Origin of the sequence: Pseudoalteromonas sp. Of11M-6 (genome assembly GCF_022347905.1) — a bacterium.
Taxonomy (GTDB): domain Bacteria; phylum Pseudomonadota; class Gammaproteobacteria; order Enterobacterales; family Alteromonadaceae; genus Pseudoalteromonas.
In genome coordinates this window covers 174,519-192,235 of sequence record NZ_JAKRFW010000008.1, presented here as the reverse complement: position 1 = coordinate 192,235, position 17,717 = coordinate 174,519, and the positions used below count along the sequence as shown (strand labels likewise).

Below are 17,717 nucleotides of genomic sequence, written 5' to 3'. Positions count from 1 at the left end.
GAGCGAAATTATGCGTAAACAGGTAATTTAGCGCAAATTGCTTTTACTTTTTCTTTCACTTGTGCCTGTACAGACTCATCATTGATGTTGTCTAGTACGTCACAGATCCAGCCAGCAAGCTCTTTCGACTCAACTTCTTTGAAGCCACGACGAGTGATCGCAGGAGAACCGATACGAAGACCAGAAGTAACGAACGGTGAACGTGGATCGTTTGGTACAGAGTTTTTGTTTACTGTGATGTTTGCACGGCCAAGCGCTGCATCCGCATCTTTACCTGTGATGTCTTTATCAATCAGATCAAGTAGGAACAGGTGGTTTTCAGTTTTGCCAGAAACCACTTTATAACCACGCTCCTGAAGTACCGCAACCATAGCTTGTGCATTTTTAACCACTTGCTCTTGGTATGACTTGAACTCTGGCTGTAGTGCTTCTTTGAACGCAACCGCTTTCGCAGCGATAACGTGACATAGAGGACCACCTTGACCACCAGGGAATACGGCAGAGTTTAGCTTTTTATAGATTTCTTCATCATCACAAGCAGAGATGATAAGACCACCACGAGGACCCGCTAGCGTTTTGTGCGTTGTTGTTGTTACAACGTGTGCATGAGGCACTGGGCTTGGGTATATACCAGCGGCAACAAGACCTGCAACGTGCGCCATATCAACAAGTAGGTAAGCGCCTACTTTATCAGCGATTTCGCGGAACTTAGCCCAGTCAACGATACCTGAGTACGCAGAGAAACCACCGATGATCATTTTTGGCTTGTGCTCAAGTGCTAACGCTTCAACTTGCGCGTAATCGATTTCACCAGTTTCTTCGTTTAGACCGTACTGGATAGCATTGTACGTTTTACCAGAGAAGTTTACGTGTGAACCGTGCGTTAAGTGACCACCGTGAGCAAGGCTCATACCTAGCACAGTGTCATGTGGCTGAAGTAGCGCTTGGAATACCGCCGCATTTGCTTGTGAGCCAGCGTGAGGCTGAACGTTTGCGTAAGTCGAACCAAATAGCGCATTGGCACGGTCAATCGCGAGCTGCTCAACCACGTCAACGTGCTCACAACCGCCATAGTAACGCTTACCTGGGTAACCTTCAGCATACTTGTTTGTTAGCTGAGAACCCTGCGCTTCAAGTACACGTGGGCTACAGTAGTTCTCAGAAGCGATAAGCTCGATGTGCTCTTCTTGACGTGAAGTTTCTGCTTCAATCGCTGCAAATAGTTCTGGGTCAAAATCTGCAATATTCATGTTACGTTCTAACATGGTTTCTCCTAGGTAAACGTAAGGGTATTTTTAAAGACAATCTAGCATCACAAGATAACGAGTTTGCCTATGAAATCAGCATGGGCATATTTAAGCAGGGATTGAATTTATTTCACACCCCTATCGCGATGATATTTTTTTATTTAAACATTAATATTTTAAATAAGACAACCTAAGTTGTATTTGAAAAGCTAATATAGTCTTGAAATTGACCTTATCTGAGTGGCCGTTCTACCCACTCAGATAGGCTCTCTGATTTAGTTGAGTTTTGCTAACATTGCTGCCTTCAAAGCATCATAATCTGCATTAAGCGGCTCTGCCAAACATGGTTTTTGCAATGCATCGGCCAACGGTTTCGGCATATCAAGCTGCTGATTTAAAACACCTTCTACAGATTCCTTAAACTTCGCAGGATGCGCAGTGGCAAGGAAAATTCCGGTTTCATCCGCTTGAGAGTCCAGTGCTAATCCCTCGTAGGCTATCGCAGTGTGCGGCTCAGCCAAGTAACCTTTATCATGTAATTCTTGCATTACTGTCTGAGTTCGCGCTTCCGTCACCGAACGTGAATAAAAGTCATGTTTGTTAAAATCTCCTCTTTCTAGCATGATTTCAACACGAGGCCAGTTATTAGGTTTACTCACGTCCATCGCATTAGAGAGTGACTCTAAAGTGTCGTTTGGTTGCCACTCACCCGAGGCAATGTAACGGGGCACAGTATCATTTTGGTTTGTCGTGGCACTTAACTTAGCAATAGGTAATCCAATCGCCGCCGCAATCATTGCTGCACAGACGTTGCCGAAGTTACCACTTGGCACTGAAACATGTACTTTATCACGCTGCGATTTAGGTAATTGCGCTAGCGCTTCAAAGTAATAACACACTTGCGCCACTAAACGACTGATGTTGATGGAGTTTGCCGAATTAAGACCAAGCTTTTGCTTTACTTCGTCATCAAGGAATGCAGACTTTACCATCGCTTGGCAGTCATCAAAGCTACCATCTACAGCATAACAATGAATGTTTTTCCCAAGTGTTGTAAACAGCTTTTGTTGGGCAAGCGAAATTTTGCCATGAGGATAAAGGATCACCACATCGACATTTTCTTTTTCGTAAAATGCATGGGCAACGGCGGCGCCCGTGTCACCACTTGTTGCGGTGAGGATAGTCACGCGCTCACCTTGATTAAACATACTAATGCATTCCGCCATAAAGCGGCCGCCAAAGTCTTTAAACGCCAATGTTGGCCCATGAAAAAGCTCTAAACAATGCTGATTTTTAGCAACTTCGACTAATTTAGCAGGGAAATTAAAGGCGCGCTTTACCATCGCATCGAGGGTATCTTGTGGTAGTTCATCACCAATAAGGTGATGTAATACCTTGGCACTGCGCTCTGCAAAAGGTAATTCAAGTAGTGCATCAACATCTGCAATACGCTCAAATGTAGGAGGAAAAAAAACTCCTTGGTTACGACCTAAACCAATTTTTACCGCTTCAACAAATGAAACAACCTGCTGTTCGTCTTTTAAATTCACTAATTTCATTACTTTTGATCCTTTAATTCTCTTGTGCCAAGCGCATCTAATCGGCAAATATGGCTAAAACCCGCTTCATTAATGTAATTTTGTTGCAACCATTGCTGCACTGCATTTGCCTGTTGCTCAGACTTACAAATAGCAAATAGCGTGGGCCCTGCCCCTGAAATACTTACCAGCTCGGCACCTAGGGCTGGTAGCGCGTCTTTTGCTTCGTTAAAGCCAGCAATGAGTGGCGCTCTCGCTTCTTCGGCAATGCTGTCTTTCATCATCGACAGTGCTTTGTCAAATTGACCTGACTGCATCAATAAACAAAAGCCCGACAGTCGCTGGGCAAACTCCACCGTATCATGCAAAGAAAACTGCTGTGGTAGTGCTTGCCTTGCTTTCGCTGTATTCAAGGCAAAGCCAGGATATGCAATAACATAAAACCAGCTTTCATCATGCGCAACGCTGATTGCTTTACTTGGAATGCAGTCTGCTGTCAGTTGTAGCCCACCAAGGTAGCAGGGCGTGATGTTGTCGTAGTGACGACCACCACTGACCTTAGCTTCAAAGTCGGCCATTAATTCAATAAGCGCCTCTTGGCTTAATTGCGTATTGGCAAAATCATTGAGTGCAGCAAAAGCGGCAACCACAGAGCAAGCGCTAGAGCCTAGACCTGAACCAACAGGAAGGCCTTTATACAAGGTCATGGCAACCGCCGGCATGTTGGGTGCCACATGCTGTTTGAAGTGCTGTAAACACTGAAACGCTAAATTGTCTTTAGGATCAGCGGAGAGCTTTTCAGCATATGGGCCAATACAGTTGAACGTATCACGCTCTGCGGCTTCAACGCTGACCTGATCACCCAGTAAACTGCCATCAATAGGCTGGAGTGCGGCGCCAAGGGCATCAAAGCCAACACAAAAATTCCCCATTGACGCTGGTGCATAAAATGTTTTCATAGCTCCTACCTCGACAGCGTTTTTAGGATATCAGCAAATACGCCTGCAGAGGTTACCTCTGCGCCCGCGCCATAACCTCTGATCACAAAAGGCTTTGGTTGATAATATTGGCTCAAAATAGCCAGTGCGTTTTCACCGTCACGAATATCGTACAAAGCGTGCTCTTTATCTACCGCTTCAATGCCAACGCGGCATTTACCGTCAACAATTGAACCGACATAGCGTAGCACTTGGCCTTGTGCTTTGGCCGCCGCAATACGCGCTGCGAAAGCATCATCTAATTGCGGTAATTGCGCCATAAATTCATCAACACTGGCGCCCTCAGCAAACCCTTCAGGTAATACTGATTCAACTTCAATATCACTGAGTTCCAACGGCAGTCCCGATTCACGGGCAATGATAAGCAGCTTACGTGCGACATCCGTACCAGATAAGTCATCGCGCGGATCTGGCTCTGTAAAACCGCTTTGTTTGGCTTTCTCTGTCGCTTCCGATAGCGATAAACCATCCGACAATACGCCAAAAATATACGATAGCGAGCCAGACAAAATACCACTGAATGAAAGCAATTCATCTCCTGCGCCAAACAGCAATTTAAGGTTGTCTAATACAGGGAGTCCGGCGCCAACGTTGGTTTCGTATAGAAAGTGACGGCGTTTAGCTAGTGCAGCCTGCTGCAGTGACTGATAATACTCATAGCTGCCAGTATTGGCTTTTTTATTAGCCGCAACGACATGAAAGCCCGCGTTAAGAAAGTCTAAATAGCCATCGGCAACAAACTGAGCCGCACTACAATCGACAATCACAGGGTTAATTAAATGATTTTGTCTAACAAACTGGCTAACCTGTTGTAAATCAAAGCCCGACTCCGCTTTCTCAAGCGCCAATTCCCAGTTATCAAACGGAACGCCTTCAGGGTCTAAGTAACACTTACTTGAGTTTGCAATGCCATAGAGGTTCAAACGGATATTGCGTTTTTCAAGCCATGCTTGCTGCTTATGAAACTGCTTCATTAATTCTTGACCCACTAGACCGCAGCCAATCAAGAATACATCGATGGATGGCACGTGCGTGAAGAAGTTTTCGTGGCACACTTTTACTGCATCTTGGCAAAGTTCACCGTCAACCACCGCCGAAATAGAACTCTCCGTTGAGTCCTGCGCGATGGCAACAATATTCACCTGAGCCTGTGCAAGTGACGCAAAGAATTTGGCCGCAAGACCTTTGTGCGCTTTCATGTTGTCGCCAACCAAAGTAACGATAGCAAGGTTACGTTGCACTTCAATTGGGTCGATTAATCCTGCTTGCGTTTCAAGCTCAAATGCCTGTTCAAGCGCAACCAGCGCAAGTGTTAAGTCTTGCTCATGGACACAGAAACTGATGCTGAATTCACAAGAAGATTGCGTAATAAGTACGATGGATACGTTATCTGCTGCCAGTGCAGAAAAGACCCGAGCAGCCATGCCAACCTTGCCTTTCATTCCAGGTCCTGCCACGGTCAACATAGCCAGTTTATCAAGACTCGAAAGCGCTTTTACTGGAGCCTCGCCACCGCCTTGAGCACAAATCAGAGAACCCGGCACTTCTGGGTCATGCGTATTTTTAATTTCACAAGGCACATCTGCTTTGGCGCAAGGTAAAATGGTTTTTGGGTGCAGCACTTTGGCGCCAAAATAAGATAGCTCCATGGCTTCTTTATAAGATAGCACGTCGACCTTCGTCGCTTTCTTTATCAGACGAGGATCTGCACTGTAAACGCCATCAACGTCAGTCCAGATTTGGCAGATTTCAGCTTCAAGACACGCAGCTGCGACAGCTGCAGAGTAGTCAGACCCATTGCGACCAAGCGTTGTCAGCTCGCCCGCTTCATTGCTTCCCGTAAATCCTGCCATGATATAAAAACGCGACGCTTGGGCACGCACTAACTCTGCAAAACATACTTTACTTAGCTTAAGGTCAACTTCAGCATCGAGATACCCGCCCTGCGTTTTTACACAAGCGTCAGCACTAAGCGCCACGGAGTCTGATTGCAGCATAGTGTCCATCAGCGCAACGCTAATGCGTTCGCCAAAACTAATAACATAGGCTCTTGCTTGATCTGGGCAATGTCCCAGTAACTTGGCCCCATCTAATTTATCCTTAAGTAATTCAAAGTCAGGCCAGCCTACAACACCACCGTACACCGCTTGTACTTCATCGTATAAGCCTTGGCTGCGGGAAGTAAATGACTGCCACAGGGAGTCAAACGCTTCTCCTCGTCCAGCCAGATCAGCAAGCTCAACGAGCTGATCTGTCATGCCACCGGGAGCCGACAGCACGATAAGCGCTTGTTGTTGGCCATGGCCTTTAACTAGCTCGCTGACTCTTTGTAAACAGGCAAAATCTTTGAGGGAAGACCCTCCAAACTTTAGTACTCGCATCATTTTTCCTCATTCCAAAAACAAAAAAGGCCTGTGTTCTTAGTGAACACAGGCCTTTTTCAAACTCGCACTGACCTATGCCACTATCCCGTTAGGATGGTGGTTGTAATAATGGTCGTAGTGATAATATTCGTTTTCATAATTTTAGAGTGCCTGAAGTTTAGCCGCGCTGTCAATACGAAAGAGCAAAATAGATTATGCAAATTTTTAATAGTTACATTTGTAATTTGCATAGATAAGTTATCGGATACCAAACTGGTGCAGTAATCCTAATAACTGCTCTGCTTTAACCGGTTTTTCTAAAAACCCTAACGCCCCCAAATTTGCTACTCTTTCTTTCATCTTGGTCTGAACATCTGCCGAAATAACCACCACGAAACATTCAATTCGGTGTGCTTTTATTGCCTCTAACACAGCAATCCCATCAAGTATTGGCATGGTTAAATCCAGGCACAATAAATCTATTTGCTGGGTTTTCAGTAAATCAATCGCCTGCTGGCCATTCTGTGCTTGGTGCAAGGTCAGGTCTAATTTGCTTTGTAAGTTTTTAATGACTTGTTTACGGGCGACAGCCGAATCATCGCAAACTAAGACGGAATAACTCATAAAGTGGTCAGTCTTGTACTATCGTTAATAAAACGGTCACTGGATATCGCTATCTTATAACACATTAAACTTTCCTAGGTAAGGCGCTAAAAAGCATAATTAATGAAGATAATTATTTATTTTTAACCATTTATTGGCTAACTTTAAAAACAGATTATACAAAGGCGATGAACTTACCGTAGGAGCTCAGCTTAATTCATGCTGCAAAAAAGCCTCTCAAAAAAATTGCTCACCAATGTGCTGTCGGTTTACTTCCTTCTAACCTTTGTCGTCACATGTGGTCAAATCGTTGCCGAATACGTCAATACTAAAGACTATATTCGCAATGAACTTACTATGCTGCAAAAAACCTTTAGCCGCAGTTTGACCCGTGCCATATGGGAACTCAATACGAAGCAGACCGTTACTACGGCTGAGGGGCTACTTGCGATCCCCATGATCGAAGGAATTATTGTACGAGATGACAGCGGCGAAATTATTTCACAGCTTGGCCGCTCACTAGATATTCACGAGCTGTATAGCCAACAGCTTGTTCAAGAAGAAGCAATAATCGAAGATACGCCATCCGGTTTGTTTGGTTATACGTTTCCATTGATTTTTGAATTCTCGGGACGCGCAACGCAAGTCGGCGACGTAACATTATTTTCTAGCCGAGAGGTGGTCTTTAGTCGCATCATGATCTCTATCTACTTTTTGATAGGTAATGCGATGATCAAGACAACATTCTTGATTATTCTATTTTTAATTGCCTTCAGAAAGCTACTTACCGAACCATTAAGCGATCTCACCGAACAAATTGAAGACTTTGAGGTCGACAACGTTGATGGCCATAAAATAGATATCGGCGCAAAAGAGCGTAATGAACTAAAGATCATGGAAGAGGCATTCAATAAGCTAATTGATAAGGTCTCTGAATATCGTAAAAAGCTCGATCAAACTCAAAAAGAGCTTTTGATCAGCAATGAAAAACTTGATCAACATAACATTCAGCTGGAACAAGAAGTCGCACGTAAGACCTCAAACCTGAGCCAAGCGATGATGGATCTTCAGCAACAAAAATATGAATTAGAAAAGCAGAAGTTAACGCTCACAGAAGAGATTGATTTAAGAAAACAAACAGAAGAAGAACTATTAACGAAACAAAAAGAACTTGAGAAATACGTAGATGAGCTGAACATGGCACAAGAGCGCTTAGTCGGCTCTGAAAAAATGGCGGCACTTGGTGGTCTCGTTGCCGGTATTACGCACGATATTAATACCCCCGTTGGTATTGGCGTGACTGCGACGTCGTTCTTACAGGAGCGTTTAGATCAGCTTGAGGCGGCTTACAACGGAAAAACCTTATCACCAAAAGCGTTAGAAGAATTCATTAGCGAAGCAAAGCAAAGTGCTAGCCTACTTACAACCAATTTAGACCGCGCATCTGAGCTTGTCGCAAGCTTTAAACAAATTGCAGTCGATCAGGCCAGTGAGGCGGTTCGTACCATTAACCTGAAGCAATACCTTGGTGAAGTGATCCGCTCATTACATCCAAAATTGAAGAAAACTCATCATCAAGTGAATATTGAGTGCCCTGAAGACATGACGCTAAATTTACCAGCTGGGGCAATTAGCCAAATATTCACTAATCTGATCATGAACTCTTTGATCCACGGTTTTGAAAATCAAGACCAAGGACAAATAGATATTAAGATTAAAGAAGACAATGGTATGGTAAATATCGTCTACAAAGACAACGGCAAGGGCGTAAGTAAAGCCCAACTAGACCGGTTGTTTGACCCCTTCTTTACGACCAAACGCGATCAAGGTGGCAGTGGGCTCGGTACCCATATTACCTTAAACCTCGTAAAACAAACCTTGAATGGGGATATCGAAGTAAATAGTGAAGAAGGCAAAGGCCTCACCTACTACATCAGTTTCCCAAAAGACTTACAAAAACCAATGGCGATGTTTAGCTAACCAAGTTTAGAGCACAACAACCGTCCAATACGCCATACTGCAAAGTGGCGTATTGGCGCAAGATATCTCCCCCACCACCAAACATCATCTAGTGGAATACAAGCTGTGACCTTTTTGCTATGATGACCGCAATTTTATTCCAGACGGGCATATTTCTATGTGGTTCAGTAACTTAATCTGCTACAAATTCAAACAAGATGTAACTTACGCACAAGAAGATTTCGAAAAAGCACTCGAGCAGGATATTTTTCGTCCTTGTGGTAGCCAAGACATGACCACTTTTGGCTGGACAAAAGCTTTTGGCAAACATGGCCAAATGCTTTCACATTTTTCTCAAGACAGTATCTTAGTTTGTGCTAAGCGTGAAGAAAAGGTGCTTCCTGCAGCCGTAGTCAATGAAATGGTCGCCGAAAAAATTGAACTAATAGAGCAACAAGAAAATCGTCCGGTAAAGAAAAAAGAAAAAGACGATATTAAAGAAAATATCCTAGCCACTTTATTGCCTCAAGCGTTCAAAAAATCGAGCCTGCAATTTGCTTTTATCGACCAAAAATCAGGTTGGGTGATTGTAAATAGTGCCAGCTTCAATAAAGCGGAAGAACTACTTGCATTACTGCGTAAGTCTCTGGGCACGCTTCCTGTTGTACCTGCGTTTGCAAACTATGATTTAGACTTACAGCTAACACACTGGCTCACCGAGTTTAGTGCACCTGAAGGCTTTGCAATAGGCACCGACGCAGAGTTGCAAGAGCCAGACGACAACGGCGCTCAAGTCAAGTTAAAACAACATGACCTTTCATCAGACGAAATCAAAACGCACCTAGAAAACGGTAAACGTGTGACTAAACTCGCGTTAGATTGGCGTGAGCGCGTGAAATTCGTTTTACAAAACGATGGCACATTAAAACGTTTAAGCTATGCAGAAGCACTTAAAGACCAAAATGCAGATATCCCAAAAGAAGATCTAGCCGTTAAACTTGATGCTGACTTTATTTTGGTATCGGAAGAAATCAAAGAGTTGTTAGAAGATCTAACCAAAGGTCTTGGTGACGACGAAGGCCTAGAGTCTTAATTTTACCATCTATAGTCTGTTGAGCTTTGGGTACGAAAAATTGATAGCGGATATGGCTATCAATTTTTCTTTATCCAGCTCAATACGCTATCTTCACAAGGTCACTTTGCGCCAATAGCAAGCAGATTGCACGCACTCAAGTACGAGCGTATAGTTACTGACTCGCGAGTTTATTTGCACTAACCAACGTATTTGTCGCGCTTTATTTACTCTTCAATGGCATGATAGCAATTCGGCTTTGGCAGTAACGCTTTGCTAACCTGAATTTCAGGCATCGAAGACAATTTACGCCAGTAGTCCGATACCCGAAAACGGTAACTCGTACAATTAAACGGAGTTTGACTCGCGTGAATGTAAAAAGCATTTCATTGGCTTTAATAGTAGTGATAATTTGGGGGCTTAACTTTTCGGTCATTAAATTTGGCCTAGCAGAGTTACCTCCTATTTTATTCTCAGGCTTGCGTTTTTTGGTAGTCGCGATCCCAGCAGTATTCTTCATTCCTTTTCCTAACACGTCGGTATGGAACGTACTCGGGGTTGGGCTATTTTTAGGTGTGCTTAAGTTTAGCTTGCTGTTTATTGCGATGGAATCAAATGCATCAGCCGGCATTGCTTCTTTGCTGCTACAAGCCCAAGTCATTTTCACGATTTTGCTAAGTGTTTTGTTGTTAAAGGAAACCATGGATCGCTTTCAAGTGGTAGGGATTAGCATTGCAACGTTTGGCTTTAGTTTGTTTTTTATCAACTCCTCTGGGTCAACGACAATGTTGGGCGCGGTACTCATTCTATTCGCGGCATTATTTTGGTCGTTTTCAAACCTCATTATGAAGCGCCTGCAAGACGTGAATTTACTCCATTTTATTGTTTGGGTAAGCCTAGTGCCGCCGTTGCCACTTTTTACACTGTCTTATTTTATTGAAACTGACGCCCCATTGACCTTACTACTAAACACTACAACACAGTCTTGGTTATCCATTGCCTATGTGGGTTATATCTCGACACTGATTGCATTCGCAATATGGGGGTGGCTACTTAAAAATCACAAGGCCGCAGCAGTGACGCCTTTTGCTTTATTAATCCCTATTGTCGGCATTGTAGGTTCAGCCTTATTACTTAATGAGCGATTGATGCTAATTGAAGCCATCGGGGGTGGTTTTATTTTATGTGGCTTAACGATTTCAGTTACAGGTGCTCGGATAAGTAAAATATTTAGAAAGCCCCAGGCCGAGGCTATCCCCTAAACGGTAAAGACCTCAACGGAGGTCTTTATATTCACGGCAAACGAAGGCGCTGAAACTGCGCATTAAGTTACAAGGATTAGGCAAACATTGTTTTAACGTCTTCGAGTACATGCAAATAAGTGTCATCAGCAAACATATTCACCTCTCTTATTACCCCCTTTTCTTCATATTGCTTTAGCGCTGCAGACTTATCCGACACCTGCAAAATACCTTCTACAATCGCACCAACACGAATAAAGTCGACATAACAAACATGTTCAGGTCGATAATTAGGATTTGCCCAGCTTTCTGCAACTTCAACAAACTCATCGGTGAATTCCCACTCTCGCATTATTGCCCCCCCAATTTTGCCGCCTAATTTCTGGATTGCATGAGCCAAAAAGCTTGGATTGGCAAACACTTCAGGGTGACGTTCGGCCTCCGTCAAAATCGGTAAAACACCGATATTAAACACCAAAGAAGCCAGCGTGATTGTATCTTTGTTAAGCGACGTGTGCTTATTGACGCGAAGATAAAAATCCATCGTTGTTATCGCTTGGCAAGCAACTTTTAGCGTTTTCTGCCAAGCTTTGTCCATGTAAGTTTTAATAAGCTTGTTATTAGAAACAAATAGCTGCTCCATCGCCATTGCAGTCGCTATATTCTTGATTTGTCTGAGACCGATACGAGTTACTGCTTGGTTTAAGGTGTTTACCTTCACCGAACGGCCCATAAATGCGCTGTTGGCAACTTTGATCATACGTGCTGCAAGGGCTGGGTCGTGAGAAATAACATCTGCCATCTGCATCAAGTTAATTTCAGGGTCATCTGCCGCTTGCCTAACCCGCACTGCAATTTCAGGTAATGTCGGCAATACCAAGGTATCGTTATTAATTCTGTCAGTTAGAATCGTGAGCAAAGCATTTTCTGTAGACATGAAACCAAATCCCTTAATAACTGAATAAAAGACCCGACTACAAGCGTAAGCTTATGGCAAAAGTAAGCACTTGCTTGCTGGAGGTCACACTGCTGATTTTTAGTATCTATGACGTAAGTATTGTCTAACTTTCGGATAAAGTTAAGAAAATCTAAAAAAATAATATTTTATTTATATACCCTCAATAATTAGCAAGTTAGAATTCATAGCATATGGTGCTTTGTGGCAAACTTTGCCGCAAAAATACTGAAAATGACCCATAGCTGGACACAAATGATGACCTTTCACGTTAACAGCGGCTTGCGTATCACACGCCAACCAAAGTTAACTAAGTATTGTGATACAAAATCGTGTAAGGTGATCGCCACATAAATAAATAGAATACAGACAACAAGGGAGCATTATGAAACACTCAATGATTTCGGTTGCAATCGCACTTGCAACAGGTCTCACCCTAACTGGCTGCTCTGAGCCATCAACCTCTTCTGAGAAACCTAGTGCACAAACTGAGCAAGGACAAGTTGATACTAAACAATCAGGCTATAAGCTAGTTAATGCATCTCAAGACCGGCTAGATATTTATACTCCAGTAACACTCGAAACAGACTTGAGTCACTTAAACGATAACCAGAAAAAGATGCTAGCTTTACTCATCGACGCTTCGGTTATTATGGATGATTTATTTTGGCAGCAAGCGTTCGGCGAAGACAAAGCAACATTCCTAAGCAAAATCTCAGACGAAAAAGTACGCCAATTCGCGGACATTAACTATGGGCCTTGGGATCGTTTAAATGGCGACCAAGTTTTTCTTTCTGGCTTTGAAGAAAAAGCACTGGGTGCAGAATTTTACCCAAGCGACATTACCAAAGACGAGCTAAATAACGCCGAAGTAAAAGATAAAACAGGATTGTATTCTGTTATCCGCCGCGATGAAAACGGCAAGCTATACAGCACTTCTTACTCATCCGCGTATAAAGCTGAATTGGATAAAGCCGCAGAGCTTTTACGCCAAGCAAGTAAACTGGCACAAGACAAAGAGTTTGCAAACTACTTAAACTTGCGTGCAGATGCGTTAGTCAATAATAGCTACCAAGCGTCTGATTTTGCTTGGATGGACATGAAGAATAACCCGATTGATGTGGTGATCGGCCCAATTGAAACCTATGAAGACCAGCTATTTGGCTATCGCGCCGCTTTTGAGTCTTACGTTCTGGTTAAAGACTTAGCGTGGAGTGAGCGTCTCGCTAAATTTGCCGCCTTCTTACCTGAGCTACAAACCGGCTTGCCTGTTGATGATAAATACAAGCAAGAAGTACCAGGCTCTGATGCCGACCTAAACGCATATGACGTCATTTATTATGCAGGCCATTCAAACGCGGGTAGTAAAACCATTGCGATTAACTTGCCAAATGACGAAGAAGTGCAACTCCAAAAAGGTACGCGTCGCCTACAGCTTAAAAACGCTATGCGCGCAAAATTCGATAAGATCTTAGTACCAATTGCTGACCAACTTATCGTCCCTGAGCAACGTAAGCACATCACCTTTGATGCTTTCTTTGCTAATACCATGTTCCATGAGGTGGCCCATGGTCTAGGCATTAAAAATACCATTACAGGTAAAGGCACCGTGCGCCAATCACTGCAAGAACACGCCAGTGCGCTTGAAGAAGGCAAAGCAGATATCCTAGGCCTATATATGGTTGAGCAACTACTTAAAAAAGGCGAGATCACCGAAGGTACGCTTGAGGATTACTACATCACCTTTATGGCTGGTATCTTCCGCTCAGTACGTTTTGGTGCATCCAGTGCACATGGTAAAGCGAACATGATCCGCTTTAACTTCTTTAAAGAAGAAGGCGCATTTTCTAAGAACACGGATGGTCTATATCAAGTGAATATGGAAAAGATGGGCGCAGCGATGGAGAAACTGTCTAACCTTATCCTAACGCTACAAGGTGACGGTGACTATCAAAAAGTCGATCAACTGATCGCCACACACGGCGATATCAAAGCGGAACTACAAAAAGATCTAGATAAGCTTTCCAAAGCGAACATTCCTGTTGATGTTACCTTTAAGCAAGGTAAGCAGGTGCTAGGACTGTAACTTCAGTATCATCAAAAACAAAAGGCGCTTCATATGAAACGCCTTTTAATCCAATATTCACGCTTAAGCTTTTTCTTTACAGGTAAAGCTTGTCGTTGATACCGATTTAACATTACCCTTGCCACACTCTACAACAGCCATCTCAGCATGTTTTTCTACTAATTGAGCATTGTTAGAAGAGGTACAGCCGATTAGAGTCAAAGGTAATACAAGCAAAACAAGTTTCATAATTTCATCCTTTAAATTACCCAAAAAAGGTAACTTCATCTTATCAAAAAATTCTCGCCAAACAAAACTCATTATAATTTAAACTTGAAAACACCATCTAATTACGAAACAACAGTATCAACATCTTACTTTTACTTTGCCTCTCATAAAAGAGCCATCAAACTATAAAAAATAAGCTAATTCAGATACTAACAAACGAATATTCCTGTTGATGTTACCTTTAAGCAAGATAACAGTTGCTCGGTAATTAACCCTAGATACAATAATCTTTGATTTCTCTTTGGTGTTTTTTGATGGCTTTTGTGGCTTTGTCAGATTTAGCAATCGCTAAATTTACTTTCGCATCATCGCATTTGTCTTGTAGCTCTTTGCGCATTAAATAGTTTTGATCTTGCTGTTGCTGCGCCAACCCTTCCACACCACTATATTCAGTTCTGGACTCTGGTTCACGATCTTTTTGATAAGGCTCTGGCACAGTCGCCTTACAGGCGGATAATAATGATACTGCCAAAATAACAACTAAACTTTTATTCATATCGCGTACTCATTGATTTAAAACGGCAAAAGTCAATTTCAGTTATAACAGTTCCAGATATAAACACAAAACACGTAGAACTTAACAGTTTGTAAAGCGCTTGATGTGTTTACAGTCTCATTGCCTTTTTGAGGCTTTAAGCAAAACTCGCCTTTAGCTGCTCAATTTCCTCATCACTGTAGGGTTTTGCTGGATAGAGCCCCCAAACCGGTTTTGGCCATGCAATATCGGTTTTAAATCGTGCGATGTGGTGCACATGTAGTTGTGGCACCATATTACCAAGCGCAGCCACGTTTAATTTATCTGGGGTAAAGGTGTCTTGTAACAGCTGACTAAGCTTGGCTGATTCTTGCCAAAATTGAACTTGCTGCGACTCAGGTAAATCAATAATTTCTTTCGCGCCCACAACCCTAGGGACTAAGATAAACCAAGGGTACTGAACATCATTCATTAACAACACGCTACACAGCGGCCACTCGGTAATTAAGATACAGTCTCGTTGTAATTCTTTAGCTAATTCAAATGACATAGTGAAATTCTATAAATCCTATTTACACGGCACTCTATCCGAATTTGTTGCTATTGCAAAGCGGCTTCATTACCATCCAATCAGACTTTAAAAATATAACAAGGTGGCTACCGTGCACTCTCGCATTAAACACTACACCATCGCTCTTCCATTAGCACTTGCCTCTGTCACCGCTAGCGCAGAGCAACTAACGCTAGAGCGACTTTTTGACGATCCGTCTCTTTCAGGTAAAGCACCTGTAAAACTGCAATTTTCTCCTGACGGTTCTCGTGTTACTTATCTTCAAGGTAAAAAAGAAGACTATAACCGTTACGACCTTTGGGAATACAATCTCAAAGACAATACAAACCGCTTGTTGGTAGATTCTGCGGCACTATTTTCTGGCCCAGAGAACCTCTCAGATGAAGAAAAAGCACGTCGTGAGCGTCAACGTATTTTTGGCCGTGGTATTTTAGAATACAAATGGTCAAAAGATGGCAAAGCGCTACTTTTCCCACTCAATGGCGACTTGTACTACTATGAAATCGCTTCTGGTAAGAGTAAGAAACTAACGGAAACTGAAGCATTCGAAACCGACGCTCGCTTCTCGCCAAAAGGCAATTTTGTTTCTTTTATTCGTGAGCAAAACCTCTATGCCATTAATCTTAAATCGGGTAAAGAAACGCAATTAACTAAAGACGGCGGTGGCGTAATTAAAAACGGCATGGCTGAGTTCGTTGCTCAAGAAGAAATGAGCCGTATGACAGGCTATTGGTGGTCGGGTGATGAGCAACAAATTGCTTTTACTCGCATTGATGAAAGCCCAGTTCAGGAAGCCATTCGTAACGAAATCTATGCCGAAGAGGTCAAGCTATTCAATCAACGTTATCCATACACCGGGACTGCTAACGTTGAGATTGAATTAGGTGTTGTAAAGATCAATGACCAAAAGGTGGATTGGATTGATTTAGGCGAAGATAAAGATATCTATATTGCCCGTGCAAATTGGTTAAAAGACAATAAAACATTGTCATATCAGTGGCAAAATCGCTCACAGCAAAAACTGGAACTGCGCTTTTACGATACTAAAAGCAAAAAGCAGCAAGTCGCCCTAACCGAAACCAGTGATACTTGGATTAACCTACACTTTGACCTTGAATTCTTAAAGGACAAAAAGCATTTCGTTTGGGCATCTGAGCGCGATGGCTTTAAACACCTTTACCTGTACAGAACCAATGGCCAACTGGTGCGCCAAATCACTAAAGGCGATTGGATTGTTGAGAGCCTTCAGGGAATTGATGAGAAAAAAGGCATCGTATACTTCTCCGGCCGCAAAGACACGCCGCTTGAAAGCCACCTATACAGCGTACCACTTTTTAAAGATGGCGATGCAAAACGTATTACCGAAAAAGGCAGCTATCATAGTGTCGTACTGGCAAAAGATAACCGTACCTTTATCGATAAAAGCTCTTCTGTAAACCGTCCACCAGCGGTTGCGCTACGCAAAGTGAATGGTGACTTTGTGACTTGGCTTGAAGAAAATGCGCTGAATAACGAACATCCGTTAACGCCTTATTTGAGCAATCTAGCTACGCCAGAATATGGCACACTTAAAGCGGAAGATGGTCAAACTATGTATTACCGCTTATTTAAGCCAGCAAAGCTTGAAAACGGTAAGAAATATCCTGTTATTGTGAACGTGTATGGCGGACCTCATGCACAACGCGTGACCAACAGCTGGCGTAGTAAAAACTTGTACTTCCAATATCTTGCCCAGCAGGGTTATGTGATTTTCCAATTAGATAACCGAGGTTCTTACAACCGTGGTAAAAAGTTTGAAGATCCAATCTACAAGCACTTAGGTGTAGTGGAAGTGGCTGACCAAATTAAAGGCGTTGAGTTCTTACGTACACTAGAGTACGTCGACCCTGAGCGTATCGGTATTTATGGTCACAGCTATGGTGGTTATATGGCGCTGATGACAATGTTTAAAGCAGGCGACTACTTTAAAGCTGGTGTCTCTGGTGCGCCAGTAACAGATTGGGCTCTATATGACACCCATTACACTGAGCGTTACTTGGGTCACCCAGATACAAATGCTAAGGGCTATGAGCAAAGCGCGGTGTTCCCTTATGCTGATGGACTAAAAGGCCCGCTGATGATCTATCACGGTATGGCGGACGATAACGTGCTATTTACCCATGCAACGAAACTATTTAAGCAGTTGCAGGACGAGGTTAAGCCATTTGAAATGATGACTTACCCTGGATCGAAGCACAGTTTACGTGGCAAAAAAGTACAAACCCACTTGCATCAAACCATTACTGACTTCTTTAATCGTCATTTTGAGGTTGAAGCTAAGTAAACACTTAATAGCGCCTAGC

Annotated in this window: 14 protein-coding genes; 5 read left to right on the top strand and 9 right to left on the bottom strand. The window is 43.0% G+C overall.

Annotated features, from left to right (window positions below; genetic code table 11):
• Window positions 1-8: 8 nt before the first annotated feature.
• From glyA to MHN32_RS06270, 5 genes are all read right to left on the bottom strand, one after another.
• On the bottom strand, window positions 9-1,265 hold the full coding sequence (gene glyA, locus MHN32_RS06290; RefSeq protein WP_239421216.1) for a serine hydroxymethyltransferase: 1,257 nt from the start codon (window positions 1,263-1,265) through the stop codon (window positions 9-11).
• A 257-nt stretch (window positions 1,266-1,522) separates the two neighbouring features.
• The gene (gene thrC / locus MHN32_RS06285; protein ID WP_237115792.1) at window positions 1,523-2,806 is read right to left on the bottom strand and encodes a threonine synthase; all 1,284 of its coding nucleotides are present in this window, start codon (window positions 2,804-2,806) and stop codon (window positions 1,523-1,525) included.
• On the bottom strand, window positions 2,806-3,744 hold the full coding sequence (gene thrB / locus MHN32_RS06280) for a homoserine kinase (protein WP_010606129.1): 939 nt from the start codon (window positions 3,742-3,744) through the stop codon (window positions 2,806-2,808). Before thrB ends, thrC begins: the two co-directional genes overlap by 1 nt.
• A gap of 5 nt (window positions 3,745-3,749) precedes the next feature.
• Window positions 3,750-6,164 (bottom strand): bifunctional aspartate kinase/homoserine dehydrogenase I, encoded by a 2,415-nt coding sequence (gene thrA, locus MHN32_RS06275; protein ID WP_239421222.1) that lies wholly within the window; start codon window positions 6,162-6,164, stop codon window positions 3,750-3,752.
• Between the two features lie 240 nt (window positions 6,165-6,404).
• Entirely contained in the window at window positions 6,405-6,770 is a 366-nt protein-coding gene (locus tag MHN32_RS06270; protein WP_102057351.1) for a response regulator, read from the bottom strand.
• Between the two features lie 198 nt (window positions 6,771-6,968).
• Between MHN32_RS06270 and MHN32_RS06265 the strand changes: the two genes are divergently transcribed.
• From MHN32_RS06265 to MHN32_RS06255, 3 genes are all read left to right on the top strand, one after another.
• Window positions 6,969-8,729 (top strand): HAMP domain-containing sensor histidine kinase, encoded by a 1,761-nt coding sequence (locus tag MHN32_RS06265; RefSeq protein WP_010606127.1) that lies wholly within the window; start codon window positions 6,969-6,971, stop codon window positions 8,727-8,729.
• Window positions 8,730-8,886: 157 nt separating this feature from the next.
• Window positions 8,887-9,801, top strand: a complete 915-nt coding sequence (gene rdgC, locus MHN32_RS06260) for a recombination-associated protein RdgC (protein ID WP_174169859.1) — start codon at window positions 8,887-8,889, stop codon at window positions 9,799-9,801.
• Window positions 9,802-10,169: 368 nt separating this feature from the next.
• Window positions 10,170-11,042: an EamA family transporter gene (locus MHN32_RS06255; protein ID WP_235366550.1), complete on the top strand. Its 873-nt coding sequence runs from the start codon at window positions 10,170-10,172 to the stop codon at window positions 11,040-11,042.
• Window positions 11,043-11,118: 76 nt separating this feature from the next.
• Here the strand turns inward: MHN32_RS06255 and MHN32_RS06250 are convergent, their stop codons facing one another.
• Window positions 11,119-11,958 carry an HDOD domain-containing protein gene (locus MHN32_RS06250; RefSeq protein ID WP_010606124.1) on the bottom strand — a complete coding sequence of 280 codons (840 nt, stop codon included), beginning with the start codon at window positions 11,956-11,958 and terminating at the stop codon, window positions 11,119-11,121.
• A gap of 403 nt (window positions 11,959-12,361) precedes the next feature.
• Here MHN32_RS06250 and MHN32_RS06245 point away from each other — a divergent pair, with 403 nt between their 5' ends.
• A complete protein-coding gene (locus MHN32_RS06245; RefSeq protein ID WP_102057353.1) occupies window positions 12,362-14,062 on the top strand; it encodes a Zn-dependent hydrolase in 1,701 nt (566 codons plus the stop codon).
• A gap of 63 nt (window positions 14,063-14,125) precedes the next feature.
• Here MHN32_RS06245 and MHN32_RS06240 read toward each other — a convergent pair whose 3' ends face one another.
• The 3 genes from MHN32_RS06240 to MHN32_RS06230 form a co-directional block, all read right to left on the bottom strand.
• Window positions 14,126-14,362 carry a hypothetical protein gene (locus MHN32_RS06240; protein WP_235366548.1) on the bottom strand — a complete coding sequence of 79 codons (237 nt, stop codon included), beginning with the start codon at window positions 14,360-14,362 and terminating at the stop codon, window positions 14,126-14,128.
• 181 nt (window positions 14,363-14,543) lie between these two features.
• On the bottom strand, window positions 14,544-14,825 hold the full coding sequence (locus MHN32_RS06235) for a hypothetical protein (RefSeq protein WP_010606121.1): 282 nt from the start codon (window positions 14,823-14,825) through the stop codon (window positions 14,544-14,546).
• Between the two features lie 136 nt (window positions 14,826-14,961).
• Window positions 14,962-15,354 carry an HIT domain-containing protein gene (locus MHN32_RS06230; RefSeq protein WP_010606120.1) on the bottom strand — a complete coding sequence of 131 codons (393 nt, stop codon included), beginning with the start codon at window positions 15,352-15,354 and terminating at the stop codon, window positions 14,962-14,964.
• Between the two features lie 112 nt (window positions 15,355-15,466).
• On the opposite strand from MHN32_RS06230, the gene MHN32_RS06225 reads away from it, so the two are divergent.
• Entirely contained in the window at window positions 15,467-17,698 is a 2,232-nt protein-coding gene (locus MHN32_RS06225; RefSeq protein WP_102057356.1) for a S9 family peptidase, read from the top strand.
• Window positions 17,699-17,717: the final 19 nt, after the last annotated feature.

What these genes read in the sequence shown, in the direction of transcription:
- glyA (WP_239421216.1), bottom strand. Translation starts at nt 1,265, where the DNA reads ATGTTAGAACGTAACATGAATATTGCAGATTTTGACCCAGAACTATTT.
- thrC (WP_237115792.1), bottom strand. Translation starts at nt 2,806, where the DNA reads ATGAAATTAGTGAATTTAAAAGACGAACAGCAGGTTGTTTCATTTGTT.
- thrB (WP_010606129.1), bottom strand. Translation starts at nt 3,744, where the DNA reads ATGAAAACATTTTATGCACCAGCGTCAATGGGGAATTTTTGTGTTGGC.
- thrA (WP_239421222.1), bottom strand. Translation starts at nt 6,164, where the DNA reads ATGCGAGTACTAAAGTTTGGAGGGTCTTCCCTCAAAGATTTTGCCTGT.
- MHN32_RS06270 (WP_102057351.1), bottom strand. Translation starts at nt 6,770, where the DNA reads ATGAGTTATTCCGTCTTAGTTTGCGATGATTCGGCTGTCGCCCGTAAA.
- MHN32_RS06265 (WP_010606127.1), top strand. Translation starts at nt 6,969, where the DNA reads ATGCTGCAAAAAAGCCTCTCAAAAAAATTGCTCACCAATGTGCTGTCG.
- rdgC (WP_174169859.1), top strand. Translation starts at nt 8,887, where the DNA reads ATGTGGTTCAGTAACTTAATCTGCTACAAATTCAAACAAGATGTAACT.
- MHN32_RS06250 (WP_010606124.1), bottom strand. Translation starts at nt 11,958, where the DNA reads ATGTCTACAGAAAATGCTTTGCTCACGATTCTAACTGACAGAATTAAT.
- MHN32_RS06245 (WP_102057353.1), top strand. Translation starts at nt 12,362, where the DNA reads ATGAAACACTCAATGATTTCGGTTGCAATCGCACTTGCAACAGGTCTC.
- MHN32_RS06240 (WP_235366548.1), bottom strand. Translation starts at nt 14,362, where the DNA reads ATGAGTTTTGTTTGGCGAGAATTTTTTGATAAGATGAAGTTACCTTTT.
- MHN32_RS06235 (WP_010606121.1), bottom strand. Translation starts at nt 14,825, where the DNA reads ATGAATAAAAGTTTAGTTGTTATTTTGGCAGTATCATTATTATCCGCC.
- MHN32_RS06230 (WP_010606120.1), bottom strand. Translation starts at nt 15,354, where the DNA reads ATGTCATTTGAATTAGCTAAAGAATTACAACGAGACTGTATCTTAATT.